Annotated in this window: 20 protein-coding genes, 1 riboswitch and 1 other annotated feature; of the genes, 14 read left to right on the top strand and 6 right to left on the bottom strand. The window is 48.0% G+C overall.

Annotated features, from left to right (window positions below; genetic code table 11):
* Nucleotides 1-76: 76 nt before the first annotated feature.
* Entirely contained in the window at nt 77-1,459 is a 1,383-nt protein-coding gene (rlmD, locus tag KB186_RS24835) for a 23S rRNA (uracil(1939)-C(5))-methyltransferase RlmD (RefSeq protein ID WP_232774577.1), read from the bottom strand.
* Between the two features lie 169 nt (nt 1,460-1,628).
* On the opposite strand from rlmD, the gene KB186_RS24840 reads away from it, so the two are divergent.
* The 3 genes from KB186_RS24840 (at nt 1,629) to yhfH (ending at nt 4,069) form a co-directional block, all read left to right on the top strand.
* Nucleotides 1,629-1,970, top strand: a complete 342-nt coding sequence (locus tag KB186_RS24840) for a hypothetical protein (RefSeq protein WP_048031397.1) — start codon at nt 1,629-1,631, stop codon at nt 1,968-1,970.
* A 152-nt stretch (nt 1,971-2,122) separates the two neighbouring features.
* Nucleotides 2,123-2,382, top strand: a binding site (T-box leader).
* 96 nt (nt 2,383-2,478) lie between these two features.
* Nucleotides 2,479-3,726, top strand: coding sequence for a threonine ammonia-lyase IlvA (gene ilvA, locus KB186_RS24845; protein WP_173611373.1), 1,248 nt, complete (start codon nt 2,479-2,481; stop codon nt 3,724-3,726).
* Nucleotides 3,727-3,907: 181 nt separating this feature from the next.
* Nucleotides 3,908-4,069 carry a protein YhfH gene (yhfH, locus tag KB186_RS24850; RefSeq protein WP_173611374.1) on the top strand — a complete coding sequence of 54 codons (162 nt, stop codon included), beginning with the start codon at nt 3,908-3,910 and terminating at the stop codon, nt 4,067-4,069.
* Between the two features lie 117 nt (nt 4,070-4,186).
* Here yhfH and KB186_RS24855 read toward each other — a convergent pair whose 3' ends face one another.
* Nucleotides 4,187-4,552: a hypothetical protein gene (locus KB186_RS24855; protein WP_229087959.1), complete on the bottom strand. Its 366-nt coding sequence runs from the start codon at nt 4,550-4,552 to the stop codon at nt 4,187-4,189.
* Between the two features lie 95 nt (nt 4,553-4,647).
* Here KB186_RS24855 and KB186_RS24860 point away from each other — a divergent pair, with 95 nt between their 5' ends.
* The 3 genes from KB186_RS24860 (at nt 4,648) to KB186_RS24870 (ending at nt 7,327) form a co-directional block, all read left to right on the top strand.
* Nucleotides 4,648-5,220: a hypothetical protein gene (locus KB186_RS24860; protein WP_232774578.1), complete on the top strand. Its 573-nt coding sequence runs from the start codon at nt 4,648-4,650 to the stop codon at nt 5,218-5,220.
* Between the two features lie 94 nt (nt 5,221-5,314).
* Nucleotides 5,315-5,878, top strand: coding sequence for a biotin transporter BioY (locus tag KB186_RS24865; protein WP_221868760.1), 564 nt, complete (start codon nt 5,315-5,317; stop codon nt 5,876-5,878).
* Nucleotides 5,879-5,986: 108 nt separating this feature from the next.
* Complete coding sequence (locus tag KB186_RS24870) at nt 5,987-7,327, top strand: cytochrome P450 (RefSeq protein WP_173611378.1); 1,341 nt, start codon at nt 5,987-5,989, stop codon at nt 7,325-7,327.
* Between the two features lie 191 nt (nt 7,328-7,518).
* Here KB186_RS24870 and KB186_RS24875 read toward each other — a convergent pair whose 3' ends face one another.
* The 3 genes from KB186_RS24875 to KB186_RS24885 form a co-directional block, all read right to left on the bottom strand.
* Entirely contained in the window at nt 7,519-8,904 is a 1,386-nt protein-coding gene (locus tag KB186_RS24875) for a sensor histidine kinase (RefSeq protein ID WP_221868759.1), read from the bottom strand.
* Nucleotides 8,905-9,624, bottom strand: a complete 720-nt coding sequence (locus tag KB186_RS24880; RefSeq protein WP_007721564.1) for a response regulator transcription factor — start codon at nt 9,622-9,624, stop codon at nt 8,905-8,907. It lies immediately after the preceding gene.
* 214 nt (nt 9,625-9,838) lie between these two features.
* Nucleotides 9,839-10,360, bottom strand: a complete 522-nt coding sequence (locus KB186_RS24885; protein WP_221868758.1) for a C40 family peptidase — start codon at nt 10,358-10,360, stop codon at nt 9,839-9,841.
* Between the two features lie 4 nt (nt 10,361-10,364).
* Nucleotides 10,365-10,504, bottom strand: a riboswitch (cyclic di-AMP (ydaO/yuaA leader).
* Nucleotides 10,505-10,822: 318 nt separating this feature from the next.
* On the opposite strand from KB186_RS24885, the gene KB186_RS24890 reads away from it, so the two are divergent.
* The 7 genes from KB186_RS24890 to prpE all read left to right on the top strand — a co-directional run bounded on the left by KB186_RS24890 (nt 10,823) and on the right by prpE (nt 16,363).
* Nucleotides 10,823-11,227 carry a LiaF transmembrane domain-containing protein gene (locus KB186_RS24890; protein WP_173611382.1) on the top strand — a complete coding sequence of 135 codons (405 nt, stop codon included), beginning with the start codon at nt 10,823-10,825 and terminating at the stop codon, nt 11,225-11,227.
* A 64-nt stretch (nt 11,228-11,291) separates the two neighbouring features.
* The gene (locus KB186_RS24895; RefSeq protein WP_173611383.1) at nt 11,292-11,987 is read left to right on the top strand and encodes a PspA/IM30 family protein; all 696 of its coding nucleotides are present in this window, start codon (nt 11,292-11,294) and stop codon (nt 11,985-11,987) included.
* A 94-nt stretch (nt 11,988-12,081) separates the two neighbouring features.
* Nucleotides 12,082-12,660, top strand: a complete 579-nt coding sequence (locus tag KB186_RS24900; protein ID WP_173611384.1) for a class I SAM-dependent methyltransferase — start codon at nt 12,082-12,084, stop codon at nt 12,658-12,660.
* Between the two features lie 14 nt (nt 12,661-12,674).
* Entirely contained in the window at nt 12,675-13,565 is an 891-nt protein-coding gene (liaF, locus tag KB186_RS24905; protein ID WP_232774579.1) for a cell wall-active antibiotics response protein LiaF, read from the top strand.
* Between the two features lie 13 nt (nt 13,566-13,578).
* Complete coding sequence (locus tag KB186_RS24910) at nt 13,579-14,727, top strand: HAMP domain-containing sensor histidine kinase (protein ID WP_173611386.1); 1,149 nt, start codon at nt 13,579-13,581, stop codon at nt 14,725-14,727.
* A gap of 7 nt (nt 14,728-14,734) precedes the next feature.
* On the top strand, nt 14,735-15,364 hold the full coding sequence (locus tag KB186_RS24915; protein WP_007721557.1) for a response regulator: 630 nt from the start codon (nt 14,735-14,737) through the stop codon (nt 15,362-15,364).
* A 174-nt stretch (nt 15,365-15,538) separates the two neighbouring features.
* Entirely contained in the window at nt 15,539-16,363 is an 825-nt protein-coding gene (prpE, locus tag KB186_RS24920; RefSeq protein ID WP_173611387.1) for a bis(5'-nucleosyl)-tetraphosphatase PrpE, read from the top strand.
* 14 nt (nt 16,364-16,377) lie between these two features.
* Here prpE and KB186_RS24925 read toward each other — a convergent pair whose 3' ends face one another.
* The gene (locus KB186_RS24925; RefSeq protein WP_232774580.1) at nt 16,378-17,154 is read right to left on the bottom strand and encodes an N-acetylmuramoyl-L-alanine amidase family protein; all 777 of its coding nucleotides are present in this window, start codon (nt 17,152-17,154) and stop codon (nt 16,378-16,380) included.
* Between the two features lie 160 nt (nt 17,155-17,314).
* Here KB186_RS24925 and KB186_RS24930 point away from each other — a divergent pair, with 160 nt between their 5' ends.
* Entirely contained in the window at nt 17,315-17,545 is a 231-nt protein-coding gene (locus tag KB186_RS24930) for a YneF family protein (protein ID WP_047073685.1), read from the top strand.
* Nucleotides 17,546-17,558 lie beyond the last annotated feature (13 nt).

Below are 17,558 nucleotides of genomic sequence, written 5' to 3' on the forward strand. Positions count from 1 at the left end.
ACCCAATTGTAACAGTGGGGTTTTAAACACAGTCAACCATGAGGGGATATTACCATATGACAAGGGTTTTCTCTACTCATTTAAGTTGAAGCAACGTCACACTCTCCACATGCGCCGTATGCGGGAACATATCCACCGGCTGCACACTCTTCAACTCATACCGCTGCATCAGCTTCCCAACATCCTTCGCCAATGTAGAAGGATTACAAGACACATACACAATCTTCTTCGGCTGCACATCCAACAAGGAACGAATCAGCGCATCATCCAGCCCAGTCCGCGGCGGGTCGACTACGACGACATCTGGGCGAGTCCCTTGCTTGGCCCATTTTGGCATCAAGACCTCGGCACGCCCCACGTGAAAGCTGGCATTCGATGCTTGGTTACGCTCTGCATTGCGATTGGCATCCTCGACAGCCTCAGGAATCAGTTCGATCCCGCGTACCTCGCGGGCATAAGGAGCGAGCCATAAGCCAATCGTCCCTGTACCACAGTACAAATCGAGTACGAGCTCTTTTCCGGTCAGTCCAGCAGCCGTTTTCACTTGATTGTACAGCTTTTGCGTCTGCTCGGGATTCAATTGGAAGAAGGCACGAGCCGACAAGTCGAAGGACAGTTCACCCAGCTTTTCAGCAATGGAAGCTTTGCCCCACAACGATACGGTCTTGTCACCAAAAACGAGCGATGTTTTTTGCGTATTTACGTTTTGCGCGATTCCTACCAGTTCAGGCAGTCTCGTGCGGAGTTCCAAAAGCAGCTCTTTCACTCGTGGAATTTCTGGGGTAGCCGTAACAAGCGTTAATTGCGTTTCGCCCGTAGCAAAAGCGACGCGAGCTACGATTGTGCGGATGACGCCCGTCCGTTTTTTCTCGTCGTAGATCGGAATCCCGAGCTCCTCGATGATTTGCTTCGCTGTTTGGACAATTTTTGTTGTTGCTTCATGCTGCACCTGACAGCCTTCCAGGTTGACGAGCTTGTGGCTCCCTGTTTGATACAGTCCAGCGATGAGCTTGCCTTTTTCCTTGCCCACCTGAAACTGCGCTTTATTTCGATACGACCACGGGTTATCCATACCAATCGTAGGGGCGACGGGTGGTTGATTCAGTCGAGCGTACTTGCGCAGTGATTCGATGACGATTTCCTGCTTGCTCGCGAGCTGTGCGGCATAATCCATGTGCTGCAAGCTGCATCCGCCACACTCCGCATAGACCGGACAGGGGGGATTCGTGCGAGATGCTGATTTTTCAACAACTCGCAAAAGACGCGCGGTCGCGTATTTTTCTCTTGCCTCGGTCACCTCTGCATGGACGACCTCGCCAGGGAGGGCACCCTCTACGAAGACGATTTTTCTTTTAAAATAGCCGATCCCTTCGCCATTAATGCCCAAACTCTTGATCGTGAGCGTCATTTGCTGGCCGACACGGATGCTGGCGTCTTGTTCTTTTTTATGCGTTGTCATCTGTTCCGTTCTCCTCAAGCAATTCAGTATTTCCCTATTATAGAGCATTACGGAAGACGTTGCATGTATGCGAGAGCTTCACGGGTGCCAGTAAGATAATGGCAACTTCCTGTCCAGCGTTGTTTTTGTTATAATAGTGCGGAGAATAATGAGGGAGTTGTGACGCTAGATGCAAGATCTATTTGAAAAAATGAAAGAATATCTCAACATGGATACTGAGATTTCTTTTGACGAGTTTGATGGCTACTACAAAAAGGTAACTGCGTTTCTAAATGATAGCTGGCAAACGCTGAACGAGGAAGATACCATGCACATGCTGTTCATCCTCGACAACCTCAAGTCAAACGGTGAAGATCGCTCCAAGCGCAAAGTGAAAGAAGCGAAAAAATACGCGAAAATGGCGCAACGCACTGAGATTTGGGCGAATGCACTGATTGGCCGTCTGCGCGAAGCTGGTTTGACTGATGAAGAAATCGGCAAGCGTTACGAAGCAATTTACGAAGCAGTATAGGATGTATTGAAGAGAAAAACGGGTCCCGTTTTGAGTGCAGTAGCTCGAAAGGGAACCCGTTTTTTTGTCATTGCTTTCCTGCTAATTAACAAGAAGATTGACAACTTGTGGGTTTCGGCTTAGAATGTTTAACTAATTCGAATAGTTCGTATCTATGAGCGTTGAAAAGGAAGAGTAGAAACAGTAAGCAGTGTGCAGAGAGCCGTTCCCCGTGCTGAAAGAATGGCCGCCAGCCTGTTTTGAAAATCACCTTGGAGCATTGTCCTGGAAAATCAGCTTGTTTAGCCAGTGAGTATAGGACAACGAATTCGTCCTCGTTATCGGACGGGAGTTTCATAGTGAACTGCCAAAGTCTGTTTTTCGTGAGGAAGACAGAGAAGCTGAGTGGTACCGCGATGCCCTCGCCTCAGCCAGCCGTACGCAAATTGTGCGTAGCTGGTTTGGGGCGGGGGCTTTTTGATTTGGTCTGGTCCTTACTACAATTGAGAAACTTGGGAGGAACATATACATGCATACGGTCAGAGTGGAAGACATCGTAGTAGCCAATCACGCATTGAAAGACGTGGTGGAGAAGACACCTTTGCAAAAAAATAAAGTACTGTCTGAGCGCTACGGCTGCAACGTGTATTTGAAAAGAGAAGACTTGCAGGTCGTTCGTTCCTTCAAAATCCGCGGTGCTTATCATTTTATGCGGAATCTTTCCACAATGGAGCGGGAGCGTGGTGTCGTCTGTGCGAGTGCGGGCAATCATGCGCAGGGTGTAGCCTATTCGTGTAACCATTTGCAAATCAAGGGCACGATCTTTATGCCAGCGACCACCCCGCGTCAAAAAATATCGCAGGTCAAGCTGTTTGGCGGCTCCTATGTAGAAGTTGTATTGATCGGTGACACTTTTGATGATTCTTTCGCAGAGGCGATGAAATATTGCATTCAGGAAGATCGGACCTTTGTCCATCCGTTTGACGATCCATTGGTGATAGCTGGACAAGGAACAGTCGGTCTGGAGTTTATGAATGACATGGAAGAACCAGCTGATTTCGTCTTTATGAGTATTGGTGGAGGTGGATTGGCTGCGGGTGTGGGCACGTACGTAAAAGGCATCAGCCCGCACACACAGATCATTGGTGTGGAGCCGGCAGGAGCAGCTTCGATGCAAGCCGCTCTGGAGCAAAACGATGTTGTCACCTTAGATGAAATTGACAAGTTCGTCGATGGTGCAGCCGTCAAGCAAGTGGGGCAGCTAACGATGAGTATTTGCCAGGAGCTACTGGATGACATCGTGCTCGTCCCAGAAGGCAAGGTGTGCACAACCATTTTGGAGTTGTATAACAGCAATGCCATCGTTGTAGAACCAGCAGGTGCCCTGTCGATTGCCGCTCTCGATTACTACCGGGATCAAATCGCCGGGAAAAACGTAGTGTGTGTCATCAGCGGGGGAAACAACGACATTGACCGGATGCAAGAGATCAAAGAGCGCTCGCTGCTGCATGAGGGCTTGAAGCACTACTTTGTCATCAATTTCCCACAGCGTGCCGGAGCCTTGCGAGAGTTTATGGAAAAAGTATTGGGGCCACACGATGACATCACACGCTTTGAGTATACGAAAAAGAACAACAAAGACAATGGTCCAGCACTGGTTGGCATTGAAATGAAATGCAAGGATGACTATCAGCCATTAGTCAGTCGGATGAAGCAGCATGGTATCCGCTATGTAGAGATTACGAATGATCCGTATTTGTTCAATCTGCTGATTTAGGCCTTTGTGTTACAACAGATGCGGAATTTGCAAAAATGTATGAATACAGCGAAAAGAGGAGCAATAAAGAGAAAATGAGCGAGAGAGAAAGATAAATCGGCGTAATGTATTATAACAAACTTTTATAAAACAGATGCTGTTGTAATACAATACAGATAATAACACACGGGGGGTTTTAATCATGACGCCGATCACTAATTTCTTTCGCAATCTCGAAGCAAAATGCTGTGCTGCCTGCGGTCAAATGATTCACGAACAAGCTGAATCGTATGCAACAGAATGCGCACCTTGCCAAGAGCAAGCATCCTTTGACGCTTACAAACACTATCATCAAAAACGCTAATACAAACATGAATACCGGATAAAACAGGTGTACCACAGGGCATGAGCCATGGCAGGTATACCTTTTTTTTGATTCAAAGAAAAAGCCGCTGTTCCATAACAACGGCTTTTTCGCATGTCAGCGCGGTTTATCGGCGTGCTTTGCAGCTTCCTGCTTGACGTAATCAATCAGCCCCAATTGAAAGCCTTCCTGTGCAAGGAGTCGTTTGGCTTCATACGTACTCGCGTAGTAGGCTTGGACATGCGGGTCGTTGTCCAGAACGTAACGACACGCCTGATCACGAGACAGCTCCTGGTACCAGTCTGTCTGTTTGATTTGGTCGACGAGATCCTCATACGCAGGTTCTGGCTTTTTCCATGGATTCAAACGATGAATAATTTCACCAAGGATTGCAACAACGATTAGAATTCCAATTAAAAACATGGCTGTCACCTCAAAGGTTGGATCACTCTCATGGTACCACTCTCCTGAAGGCGTCGCCATGGGGAAGTCGGTCTGCTTGCAAAACAAGGAGAAAGCAGGCATGCTATATACTGTAAAAGAAAGGGCCGGAATGCCTGGGAAAAGGAGGGCGCGAGATGTTTCATCCGCTTGTTTTTGACAATATCAGGGTTGTGTTGGAAGGTGCGGTATACGACCGGGACTTCGAAGGGGCAATCACGATTACGAACCGTTCGGATGTCATGGATATGGCTACGTTCCATCGACAGTTTCAGATCGAGTTCAAATTGGCTGATCAACATGATCATACAGCAGCTGTCCGTGCTGAGATGCAGCTTCGTACCCAGTTAGCTGATATTGCAGCCGAACAGCTGGAACAACCGTTGACAGAGCATATCGGATGTACGATTTGCATCCATTTTTACTTGCAGCTGGAAAATTACAGAGATGTGCCGGCAGAAGCGAGAGAAGTCACATTGATTCTTAATGACATTTGGGGGCAACGGCCGTATATTACACAGAAAGTATCGGCCAAGTTAGAGGAGCATCGAATCGATTGGCCGCCAAAGCAAATCACCAACCAGGTGACGCTGGATTTTCATCGGAAAATTGATGAAGGCAACATTGATGACCTGAACGAATTAATCGATCATACGGTTCAGTCACTTCAAAAGCTGCAGTTACACATGAATCAACAAGCAAAAAGGTAAGCGGGCAGAACGGGGATTTACAAAAGGGCAGATGCGTATTATTATTTTGTTAACCTTATCATATTTTTAGTTAACAAAACGGAGGCTAGTACGCATGAGAAACGAACGCTTGAGATGGCTATTGCTCTCTGCCATTTTTGCTGCAATGACTGCGGTATTGTCGCAGGTGACGATTCCCTTGCCGTTGATTCCGATTACTGCGCAGACGTTAGCAGTAGGACTGACGGCGACCATTTTGGGAAGAAGATACGGGACACTGGCTCTGGTTATTTACGTTTTGCTCGGTGCAGTCGGATTGCCTGTATTCAGCGAGGCAAAAGGCGGCTTGCAAATATTGGTCGGAAAATCCGGCGGGTACATATTTGGGTTTATTGCCACCGCTTATGTGACCGGGCTCTACTTGGAGAAAACAAGATTCAACCTGAAAAACGCCATCATCGCCAATATCATTGGCATGTTTGTCACACTCGCTTTTGGTACTGTACAGCTCAAATACGTTATGGACATCCCATGGGATAAAGCTGTTGCTTTTGGTGTAACGCCTTTCCTCATTGTAGGGGTTGTCAAAGCAGTTCTGGCTTCTCTAATTGGCATCAAGGTACGCGAGCGACTGATTGCTTCTCGTCTGTTGCGCACAGACCAACCTGTTCCACGATAAACAAAATGATTTCGTCAGCCATCCGAAGCTTGGGTGGCTTTTTTCGCATAATCTCCTTATCGTGCCGGATACTATCGGTAGGATTTGCAAGTAAAAAGGAGGAGACGTATGAACATCACGATCACCGGCCCAAAAGGTCTTCCAATCTCAGGGAATTTGATGGCATTTCGCCGATCGCCGCTTCAGTTCATCCGTGACGCTGCAAAAGAGCATGGGGAAGTCGTCCATTTTCGCTTCGGCCCTTCCCGCCATATTTATCTGTTAACGAATCCGGATCACATCAAAGAGGTTTTGGTCAGCAAACAGGCGCATTTTCGAAAAGGGAAAGGACTACAGGTTGCGCGAGCTGTTGTAGGAGATGGAATTCTTACCAGTGAAGGAAAAAAGCATTTGCGACAACGGCGGCTTATGCAGCCAGCTTTTCATCGAGATCGTATCGCCACCTACGGAGACGTGATGGTCCGGCAAGCCGTTGATCTCATGTCGGATTGGAAAACCGGGGAGCTCCGCGATATTCACTCGGACATGATGAAAGTAACACTTGCGATTATTACGGAGACGATGTTTGGCAAAACCGTCAAGGAAGGGGCCGATCAGATTGGACATGCCATCGATGTCGGTTTGAAATACGTGGCAAACAAAGGCTCCTCTTTTATCGACATTCCGTTGTCCGTACCTACCAAAAGCAATCGGGAGTTCCTGGAGTCGAGTGAGCTGCTGGACAAAACGATCTACTCTTTGATCGAAGCTCGGCGCAATAGCGAAGGAGAAGAGCATAAGGACTTGTTGGGGATGCTTTTGGCAGCGCGTGATGAAGATGATGGGGAAGGAATGACAGACGAGCAGGTTCGCGACGAGGTCATGACCATTTTTGTAGCGGGCCATGAGACGACTGCGAATACGATGTCGTGGATTTTCTATTTGCTGGCTACTCATCCCGAGGTGGAGAAAAAGCTGCATGACGAGTTGTCGACCGTACTGTGTGAAAAGCTGCCGACGGTCGAGGATATTCCGCAGCTGAAGTATACGAATCTCATTGTACAGGAAACGCTGAGGCTCTATCCTGCGGCATGGACGATAAATCGGGAAGTGGTAGATGAGGTTGAGATCGGCGGTCACACGTACAAGCCTGGAGAAACACTGATGATGAGCCAATATGTCATGCACCGTGACCCACGCTATTATGACCAGGCTGAACAATTCATTCCAGAGCGTTTTGACAGCGACCTCTTAAAAAGAATTCCAGCCTATGCTTATTTCCCGTTTGGTGGCGGGCCGCGTGTTTGTATCGGGAATAACTTTGCTTTGATGGAGGCAGCTTTGCTACTGGCGACGATTGCACAGCGATATCGACTAAGACTGGCTGAACCGAATCAGGTAGTGGAGCCCGAGCCGTTGGTCACCTTGCGTCCCAAGAACGGACTGCCGATGCGTTTGGAAAAGAGATAGAAAAAAATGGAAGTTGAGGGACAAAAAAAGAGGCATCTTATCACTACGGTTTCGCCGATTGTGTCAGATACCGAACTGGGGGTTATTTATCACTGAAAGCAACATGCTTACAAAAATTATTTTACTAGTAAAATATAAAGAAATAATTAACTGAGAATAAATCTATATAAAATAAGGGTAGCTTGTGAAAGCTACCCGTGGAAGAAGGGGATGGTGAAGGAGAAACTGCTTCCCATTCCCAATTCACTGTTTACCATCAGATCTCCGCCGTGAAGCCGGACGATGCTCTTGCAAATCGTCAAGCCTAAGCCTGTACCGCCACTGTTTCGATTTCGTGATTTTTCCGCCCGATAAAACTTGGTGAAAATTTTCGGTAAATCTTCAGCGGCGATTCCTTCTCCTTTGTCGATCACAGTAAAAAGGACATGCCCTTCTCGCTGATCACACGTAAGGTAAATGGAGCCATCCGGTTTGTTGTAGTGGATAGCGTTGTTTAACAAATTTTCCATGACACGCCGCAGCTTGGTCTCATCTGCTTCGATGTGTAGTTCATTGGAGATGCGCAGCTTCCATTGAAAGGTGAGACCTGCCTCTTTGATTCTTGGCAAATAGTCCTCAATGATTCCTCTCAAGAAGCTTTTGACATGAATGCGGTTAATACTGAGTCGGACCTCGGAGCTTTGAGTGGTGAAGTCCTGCAGCTCATCCAGCAGCTTTTCCAAGTCCGTCGTTTTTAGCTCGATTTTGCCCATCTGTTTCTGTATTTTGGTCATATCCGTCACACGACCAGAGCCGATATATGACGCATACCCTTTGATCGTGGTGAGAGGTGTGCGGAAGTCGTGGGCGATCGAAGCGATCATTTCTGCCTGTCTTTCTTCCGCTAAGCGAAGCTCATCCACCATTTCCCCGAAATATCGAAAGAGTTGCCCAAATTCATCATGCGATCGATACGTAAATGTGACCAGACGCTTCCCTTCCTGAATTTCTTGGGTGACGCGCGATAATTCGTTAACCGGCCTTAGTATCCAGCGAACGAACAAAGCGAGCAGAACCAATCCCACCAGACTAATGCTTCCGTAAATAAACCAGAGCATCATGGAAACCCCTGTTGTAGCCATCATGTCGTAATCATCTGTGTAGAAATAAACAACGATCTCCCCTGTACGCGGTGGCTCCTGCTGAAAATGGTACTCAGCGACCACTTTGAGGTCACTTTGTTTGGCAGAATCGCCACGACTTGATGCGGAGGGGGAAGGCATTTTCAAATTATAGGCGCGTGATGTTTTGCTGTAGATGGTGTTTCCATTGGCATCCTTTACGAGCATGCGGTACATCACGTCGTCTGGCAACTGCTTTTCAAGCTCCAAACGTTCGATTGGGTCCTTGAAATTACTGACGAGAAGCAATTGATTGAGCATGACCTTCTCTGCGGCTTCTTTCTCAGCCTGGTACTGATTATGCCGATCATTTTTGAGTTGAGCGACAATAATGTCTTGAAAAACAAATTTAAACAACAAGATGTTGAGTGTGATCAAGGCAATGAAGGAGAGCAAAACTTTATTGCGTAAGCTCATTTAAAGCTTCTCCCCGATAAATACGTAGCCTGTCCCCCATTGTGTTTTAATGAACTGACGTTCTGTTTCCAGCTTTTCACGGAGGTTTTTAATATGGACGGTCACTGTATTGAGCGAGCCATATCCATATCCCCAGACACGGTCATAAATTTGCTCTCTTGTAAAGACGATGCCCGCATTTTCTGCGAGGAAGGTGAGTAGTTGGAATTCCTTGGTAGATAGCTCAATCTTTTGATTGCATACATAAACGGAATACGTTTCTTTATGGATTTCCAGGTCCTTGAATTTCAAAACCGTAATCGGAGAGGAGGCCGTTTCCTTCTCAGGCTGCTCTTCGGTATGCTTGCGAATGCGCTCATAGCGACGAAGGTGGGCACGAATGCGAGCGAGCAGCTCTTCTGTATCAAAAGGCTTCGTGATGTAATCATCTGCGCCGATTTCGAAGCCGACTACTTTATCTACCGCTTTTCCTTTTGCACTGAGAAACAGTATAGGCAAATCCCACTCACGGCGAATTTGAGAGCAGAGCTCGTAGCCACTCATGTTGGGCATCATAATATCCAAAAGGATCAGGTTGGGACGCTCTCCTTGGCTGAGCAGCGAGAGTGCATCCTCTCCGCTCTCTGCGGAGGAAACGGTGAAGCCCTCGTTCTCCAAAATGTCTTCTAGCAGTTCAATAATCTCCAGATTGTCATCGACAATTAAAATGTGATCTTTCACCGGAACAACCCCCAGTTACTTCTATTAATAAGGAATACCATTCAAAGAATGGGTCTTGTCTATCATAACATGCTTTGACCTGATCAGGGGAAGAAACCCCGTAAGTTATTAAGTTGTTCTAATATGTGAGGGTACCTCTTTAGACCAGGTACTAAATTTCGTCAGAAAAAGCCAGAGACGTAGTGTCCCTGGCTTTTATTATTTTGCCGAATGACTATTTTTTAGCTGGTTTTTCCGGCAACGATGCAGCTTGCACCGCTTTTTCCTTATTCGGAGTTTCTGCTTTCGCTAGAACAGGAACGCTGAGACGCTTGGCGCCTACATAACGCTTGCTCCAGTAGTATGGATCGCTCAACTTGGTGTTGACGACTCCACGACCAGATTCCGAGTGCACGAATGTGCCGTCTCCGATGTAGATACCCACGTGAGAAATGCTGCGACCGTTCGTGTTGAAGAATACGAGATCGCCTGGCTGCAAATCTTTTCTGGCTACCTCTGTACCTAATTCGTACTGGGAAGCAGAATTGTGAGGCAGGTCTACACCTAACGCATCAAATACGTAGCGCGTGAAACCGGAGCAGTCAAAGCCCTTTTTGGACGAGCCGGAAGATTTGTAAGGGGTACCGTACAAGTCACTGACTACTTCATTGAGAGTATTCTCCTCAGCAGCCTGTGCAGTGCCTGCCCCCATAGCAAGCAATCCAGCCATAAATAAAGATAAAACCATCTTGCGCAAAAGAAACTGCTCCCTTCGTGAGCCTACGAGGTTAGCTGAAGGGTTCGGTCGAAAGGACGCCCTAGGCTGCTAGGAGTAGCAACCATTCACCCCAAAAACGTGGTTCCCCCGTTTCCGCCAAGCGGAATTCGGCTATTTTTCGATGTTTTTTTACACGCACTCTTACGAAGATTCTACGCCAGTCCTTTATTTCCTTCTTTTTATCTGTTCGTTCACATATTCGTCACAAAGATGCCGTCAAATGCTGTAACGTTTTCGTTCGACAGTGCAAGCCGCCTTTCGACGCGTGCATATTCTGTCTTGCGGGACAGCTCGTCCGATTAGGGCAGGAAATTGTCTCCGTCCAAGGACGGAGGGAAAAACCAACCGCACGCCCGTTATGGGAAGCCTATACCGAGGGCTACAATAAGGGCATAACGTTCCACAAGCACCACATGCAAAACGAATGGAGGTAAGCGAGTAATGAGCGAACGGTCTGGCAAAGTTCTACTCGGGCTGGTTCTGCTGCTAGTCGGTGGGTTGGTTCTTCTGGATCTGGTGGGTATCGATATCGGAGACTTGCTCGGGTTTATCATTCCCGGCGTGATCATGATATACGGTGCCAAAAAGATCATGGGACAAACCGGTTCACGTTTTTGGGGAATCCTGGTCTTCCTGTTCGGGTTCCTGATGTTGATTGGCAAGCTTGACCTACTGTTTCACGCGCTTCTGGCCATTGGGGTGATTTATCTGGGATATCGCTTACTGCGTCCCAGCCAAGAGCCAAAACAAGCGCCTCCTTCTTGGGAGCGTGAATGGGCCCAAAAAGTATTAAAGGAAGATACGCTGGACACTTGGGAGAGAAACGTAAGAAGACGCCCGCAGTAACGCCTATGTCGCAAGAGTCTTTTGGATGAACAATATGATGTGATATGATGAGGAGGAAAAAATAATGAGTATCTTTAAACGTTTGCGTGACCTGACAGTAGCTTCGGTAAATGATGCATTGGATTCCATGGAAGATCCGGTAGTAATGCTGAATCAATATATGCGTGACATGGAAGTAGAAATCGGACAAGTTGAAGTCGCGGTTGCCCGTCAGGTTGCACTGGAAAAGAAATTCCGTCAGCAATTGGATGAAGCCAATGCCCTGATCGAAAAACGCGATCGTCAAGTCAAGCTCGCCTTAACTGAGGGAGAAGACGAGTTGGCACGTCGAGCACTCGCTGACAAGAAGCAGTACGAAGGCCGGGCAGCGGAATATGAAACTCTCTACCTGTCAGCATCCGAGGCAGCTACACAAATGCGCGAGAAGCTGGCTGAGCTGAAGGAAGAGTTCTATAAAATGCGTGCGAAAAAGTTCACACTGATGGCACGTGCACAAGTAGCTCGTACACAAAAGCAAGTCAATCAAGCAGTTGTTGGTATCGGCAATCAGTCCGCAGGCCGTGGCTTCGCCCGCATGGAGGAAAAAGTCATGCGCATGGAAGCAGAAGCACAAATGAGTGGGCAATGGCGCCAAACGAACCGCGCTTGGGAGAACGCTTTGTCTGACCTGGAAAAGGATGATCTCGATGCAGAACTTGCTAGCATCAAAGCATCCATTAATGAAGCAAAAACACCGGTAGCCAAACCAGTGCAATCCTAATTCAACAGGAACTGGGGGACAAGGTGTAGAATAGATTGGGTCAATTCGGCAGCCTGTGTACATCAGGCTGCTTTTCCCCTAGGAGGTACGATTCTTGCAGGACTTCTTGGTCTTTTTGCGGCGGTTTATCGCTGAGCCTGGACGCGTCGGTAGTATAATCCCCAGCTCTCGTTTTTTATGTGAGCAAATGTTGAAAAGCGTCGATTGGGCTTCAACCGATGTGATCCTGGAGCTGGGACCTGGTACAGGGGCATTTACCCAAACGATCTATCAGCGCTTGCGTCCCGGCACACAGTACGTGCTTGTGGAACGAGATTCCCAATTTCGCTCTATGCTTCAATCACGTTTTCCCGATCTTCCTATCAGGGAGGAAGCGACTAAACTTAGGTCTTACTTGGAGGAGCAGGACCTTGTAGGTGCAGATGTCATTATCTCAGGTCTGCCATTCGCCAATTTTCCACAAGAGCTGCGGGCAGCAATTCTGGACGAAGTTCAATCTGTACTGAAGCCAGGGGGCCTATTTATTACATTCCAATATTCGCTACAACTCCAGGCTGAGTTGCAGGATCGTTTTCCCCGGGTTGAGATCGACTTTACCCTGTTGAACATTCCGCCTGCATTCATCTATACATGTCGTAATGGTCAAAGTGAAAACGATCAGCATGGGGCGTGAGAGAGGAGACTTTTGTGAAACTGTCCCGTTTGCACAAAATGTTGGCTGGTGTCCTGATTATTTTTACGGGAATCGGTCTTTTGTTAGACAGTTTGGGTATCATTTCGTTCGGTCTGTTTGATTTGTGGCCGATGGTGCTTATTTATTTCGGCCTTCGTTTGTGGGGGAATAAAAATCGGATTGGCGGAGGAATTTTATTCTCGCTGGGGACCATCATCGCGATGGATATGTGGTTTAGTGTCGGGATTGATGATTTGTTCCAGATTGCAGTGCCAATCGTGTTTATTTATTTCGGGTTTCAGTTGATTCGGGGCAAGAACAGCAGACGAGATCACCGTGTGAATCAGCCATTAGGCGAGAGTGGGACCCCATCTGCTGCGGAGACGATTTTGACTAGTGATGCGAGTATCCCGAATGACGTGAACGTTTCAACAGCGGAGCGCCCTTGGCTAGACAGCTGGAACAAATGGAAGCATGTTGGTGGAAAAATTCCTCATCACGAAAGCATGTCTTCATCCCCTGACGACATGCTGCCAAAAGATTCCCGCAGTTCTCTGATTGGGGATTATCACCTGACTTCCGGGCGTTTTGAACTGAATCACTTGCATGTCTGGCATGGAATCGGGGATGTTGTGATTGATCTTTCCCGGGCAGTGTTGATGCGGGATGAAGCGGTTCTTGTCGTAGAGGGCTGGGTAGGCGATGTGACGATTTATGTACCGGTCGATCTTCCTGTATCGGTAACGGCAGGGTTAAGTATTGGTGACCTGGAGGTGCTAAGCCACCGTCAGGGGGGGATCAACCGCAGTGTTAAGATTCGTTCTGATCAGTATGATGAAGCATTGCAAAAAGTAAACTTGCATATCTCGCTGCTTGTCGGCGATATAAAAGTCAAGTACATCTAGGAGGTACTGGCGGATGCGTCGACAGCGATTGGCAAGTATTCAGTGGCAATACGTGCGCTATGGCATGTTACTGGCCGTCAGTGCAGTTACTGCCGCGTTTATTTGTTTCTTTTGGCTATACTTTTTATGGAAAGATCACCCGGGGATTCATCGGTGGTACAACGAAGTAATCAGCGACCGCAACTTCGTGTGGTGGCTTGAAGAATATATAGGAATCAATCTCCCTGCCGATCCAGAGGGTTTGATTCAGCTTGCTGCTTTTGTTGTTTCTTTGCCTGCAGGTGTCTTAGTGGCATTGATCATTTCCTATATCGTCGGCAATTTGTTGAAAAAGAGACTCAGTGTACTGTGGGAAGCTGCCATGAAGCTTGGGCGCGGAATGCTGTCGTATCGGGTTCCCGAATTGGGCGTCGATGAAGTAGGCGAATTGGGATGGCAGATCAATCGCCTGGCTTCGCAATGGGAAGAGCAAGTAGCATCTTTGCAGCGGCTGTCGAACCACAATGCGGCTCTCGCAGAACAATTGAAGCATGCAGCGGTAACAGAGGAGCGACAGAGATTGGCGAGAGAACTGCATGACGCAGTCAGCCAGCAACTGTTCGCTATCGCCATGACGACTGCGGCGATGAAACGGCTTGTCGAAAAAAATCCTCAACGTGCAGCCCAACAGATTGAATTGGTCGAAGAGATGGCAGCAGCTGCACAAGCGGAGATGAGGGCGTTGCTCTTGCATCTTCGCCCGGCTACGTTACAAAACAAGTCATTGAAGGAAGCCATTCTGGAACTTTTAGATGAGCTGACGCGTAAAAATACCATGCAGCTGGCGTGGGAGATCGAAGACGTAGAAGGCTTGCCGAGTGGAATTGAGGATCATTTGTTCCGCATTTTGCAGGAGTCCTTATCCAACACATTGCGGCATGCCAGAGCTACCCAGATTACAGTGAAGCTGTTTACATTGCAAGAGCAGGTTCGCCTGCGAGTAACGGATGATGGTGTTGGTTTTGATCCAGATGGGGAGAAAATGACGTCCTACGGTCTGCGCAGCATGCAGGAGCGCGTAGCAGAGGTCGGAGGCTCCATGGAGATTTACTCGGCGATTGGGAAAGGGACGCAAATTGAGGTGCGTATTCCTCTAATGTCACAGACGGAACGGGAAGGGTGAAGGCTCAGTGATTCGGGTACTTCTGGTAGATGATCACGAAATGGTTCGGATGGGTCTGGCTGCTTATTTGTCTACGGAGGACGATATTGAAGTCGTAGCAGAGGCAGGCAGTGGGGAAGAAGGGGTGCGAATGACGCAAGAGCTGCGCCCAGATGTTGTTCTGATGGATTTAGTCATGGAAGGCATCGGCGGTGTGGAAGCGACTCGGCGTATTCGAGAAAGCTGTCCATCCAGCAAGGTTATTGTCTTGACTAGCTTTATTGATGACGAAAAGGTATATCCGGTCATTGAAGCCGGGGCATTCAGCTACTTGCTGAAGACTTCGCGTGCAGCCGAGATTGCAAAGGCAATTCGCTCTGCTGCGGCGGGTGAGCCAGTTTTGGAATCGAGGGTAGCAGGAAAAATCATGGCCCGTTTCCGTCACGGTCAAGAGTCCCATCCCCATGAGCAGCTAACGCCGCGCGAGTTGGAGGTTTTGAAGCTAATCGGTCAGGGCAAGTCCAATCAGGAGATTGCTGATGAGCTCATTATCGGGATCAAAACGGTCAAGACTCATGTCAGCAACATTCTTGCCAAGCTGAACGTGGAGGATCGCACGCAAGCGGCCATTTACGTGCATACGCATAGCTTAGGTTAATCACATCGCATCATGTATAGGTAAACGCGCCAAATAGCTCCTCAGTAAACAGGGGCTCTTTCGCGCGTTTACTTGTTTAAACCGTTTTCTTGTACGCAAACCGTGAGTTTTTTTCGTAGATGTGGTAAAGATAGTAAGTAACGAATGAGAGATAACGGAAAGGAGGGCCGGGCTATGAGGCACAAACCTCAAACACGCTCCAAGGTGCTTTCGGCTGACAATGGTGTGGATATCGTTGGCGATGTTCACGGCTGTTACGACGAATTTATAGAATTGCTCAAACGCTTGGGATATGAACGAACCCCAGACGGTACATATCGCCATCCCCATGGCCGAAAGCTCCTTTCCCTCGGTGATATCACGAGTCGTGGACCTTACTCAATCAAAATGCTGCAATTTTTTCACCAACATGTCACGGCAGGCCTGGCTGAGATGGTAGATAGTAACCACGGGTGGAAAGTAGCTCGTTGGCTGGATGGTAGACCGGTAACATTGGCTCACGGAGATGAAAAAGTAGAAGAGGAAATTCGGCTGTATCAGCAAGAATATGGACCGAAGAAGGCCTCCTTGCTGCGTGAACAGAGCCGTAGATTGCTATTTTCTTCTCCTTCGCACATGATCATCAAACAAAATGAAAAAATAGTGGCGGTCGCCGTTCATGCGGGGATTCGCGACGATTACATAGGGATGGATTCGCCTGCGGTCTACACATTTTGCCGATATGGCGATGTGGCAGGGACGGGACCGGATGGGCGCCCGATCCGCAGAGAATGGGCAAAAGAACGAAAGGTGACTTCGCCCATAATCGTATGGGGACATGATCCGCATCCAGAGCCAAAACGAAAAAATGGCACCATCAACATCGACCAAGGATGTGTGTTCGGCGGAATGCTAACCGCCTACCGTTACCCAGAGGACGAACTGGTGAGTGTGCCAGCAAAAAGAAATTATTCGGGCTTAACGGATACGCCGCTGACCCGTTTTAAGGCAGACGATTAAACCGAGACGTTCTGTTACGTTTTGAGCTTTTCGAATAGTCGCTTCAGGATGACAGCCTGTGCCCAAAGTGGCAGAGGTTGGTCAGGCTTCTGACGCCATTGTTCATCGGTTAATAATCCTTGATCGTACAGCCAGTTGACGGCTTCCTGCTTCCAGTCAGCTCCGTTCCCAGGAGAAGTGGTGGGAACAAGGGTTGGTGCTACAGTCGGTTTCGGTGTAGAAGTAGGAGTCGCAGGGGGCTGATAGGGAAGTTTAGCGTACGTGCAAAATGCCCGGACTACGCCTTCCGCGAGATCTCGCCAATCCTGCTGTAGCTTATTTGCGTCCAATGCATTGTCGGCAAAGCCATACTCGACAATTACCGTCTCCACGCTGCCAGTCTCCCGGTGCATGAAGTAGTAATCAAGCCGCGGATTATCTGGCAGTGTCCGCGTAAAAATGCGTCGATTCGGCATCCCTTCCGCTGCCAGGGCATCCTGGATCAATTGGGGAAAGGTTGGGGAGCCGTAAATCGAGTAAAGGACCTCGGAGCCTCGGCCGCCACCTGAGTTAATATGGTTGGATATACAATAGCGAGCACCACTGTTTCGAACGAGAGCAGTCCGAGCCTCACTTGTCACAGTTACATCGGTTGTCCGTGTGATCGCAGCAGGAATATTTAGAGCCAAAAAGCGATTATATTGGTAGAGCGTTATTTGCAAATTCATATCTTTCTCGGTAAATTGCGTGTTGTTGCCACCGCCTGGGTCACTGCCACCGTGTCCAGCGTCCAGAATCACAATTGGAGCCATGTTGTTTCACCTCTTGCTATTAGAATATGCTTGAGACAAAGATATTGTTGAGGGCAGTGTTCTCATTTTCCAAGTTTTCTAATCACAATTTACAGAAGATAGCCCAACTATGGTACAATAAAAGAGTTCATAATTACGTATAGAGGATGGTAATGTATTGATGGCTTGGTACAACTGGGTAATTCCAATTGTCACATTGTTAATCGGTCTCGCTGGTGGATTTTATGGAGGGACTTATTTATTGAAAAAACAAATGTCCAACATGCAAATGGACGAAAAGCAGCTTCAAGCCATGGCCCGTTCAATGGGGATGAATCTTAACCAAAAGCAGCTCAAACAAATGAGCCGTACGATGAAAAACATGAAAATGCCAAATAAATTCGGGAAGTAGCGTGAAAGGGAGT

Origin of the sequence: Brevibacillus sp. AF8 (assembly GCF_021270385.1) — a bacterium.
Lineage (GTDB): Bacteria > Bacillota > Bacilli > Brevibacillales > Brevibacillaceae > Brevibacillus.

What these genes read in the sequence shown, in the direction of transcription:
- KB186_RS24855 (WP_229087959.1), bottom strand. Translation starts at nt 4,552, where the DNA reads ATGGCGACGCCTTCAGGAGAGTGGTACCATGAGAGTGATCCAACCTTT.
- KB186_RS24910 (WP_173611386.1), top strand. Translation starts at nt 13,579, where the DNA reads ATGCGTCGACAGCGATTGGCAAGTATTCAGTGGCAATACGTGCGCTAT.
- KB186_RS24840 (WP_048031397.1), top strand. Translation starts at nt 1,629, where the DNA reads ATGCAAGATCTATTTGAAAAAATGAAAGAATATCTCAACATGGATACT.
- yhfH (WP_173611374.1), top strand. Translation starts at nt 3,908, where the DNA reads ATGACGCCGATCACTAATTTCTTTCGCAATCTCGAAGCAAAATGCTGT.
- KB186_RS24860 (WP_232774578.1), top strand. Translation starts at nt 4,648, where the DNA reads ATGTTTCATCCGCTTGTTTTTGACAATATCAGGGTTGTGTTGGAAGGT.
- KB186_RS24865 (WP_221868760.1), top strand. Translation starts at nt 5,315, where the DNA reads ATGAGAAACGAACGCTTGAGATGGCTATTGCTCTCTGCCATTTTTGCT.
- KB186_RS24930 (WP_047073685.1), top strand. Translation starts at nt 17,315, where the DNA reads ATGGCTTGGTACAACTGGGTAATTCCAATTGTCACATTGTTAATCGGT.
- KB186_RS24870 (WP_173611378.1), top strand. Translation starts at nt 5,987, where the DNA reads ATGAACATCACGATCACCGGCCCAAAAGGTCTTCCAATCTCAGGGAAT.
- KB186_RS24890 (WP_173611382.1), top strand. Translation starts at nt 10,823, where the DNA reads ATGAGCGAACGGTCTGGCAAAGTTCTACTCGGGCTGGTTCTGCTGCTA.
- KB186_RS24875 (WP_221868759.1), bottom strand. Translation starts at nt 8,904, where the DNA reads ATGAGCTTACGCAATAAAGTTTTGCTCTCCTTCATTGCCTTGATCACA.
- ilvA (WP_173611373.1), top strand. Translation starts at nt 2,479, where the DNA reads ATGCATACGGTCAGAGTGGAAGACATCGTAGTAGCCAATCACGCATTG.
- rlmD (WP_232774577.1), bottom strand. Translation starts at nt 1,459, where the DNA reads ATGACAACGCATAAAAAAGAACAAGACGCCAGCATCCGTGTCGGCCAG.
- prpE (WP_173611387.1), top strand. Translation starts at nt 15,539, where the DNA reads ATGAGGCACAAACCTCAAACACGCTCCAAGGTGCTTTCGGCTGACAAT.
- KB186_RS24925 (WP_232774580.1), bottom strand. Translation starts at nt 17,154, where the DNA reads ATGGCTCCAATTGTGATTCTGGACGCTGGACACGGTGGCAGTGACCCA.
- KB186_RS24895 (WP_173611383.1), top strand. Translation starts at nt 11,292, where the DNA reads ATGAGTATCTTTAAACGTTTGCGTGACCTGACAGTAGCTTCGGTAAAT.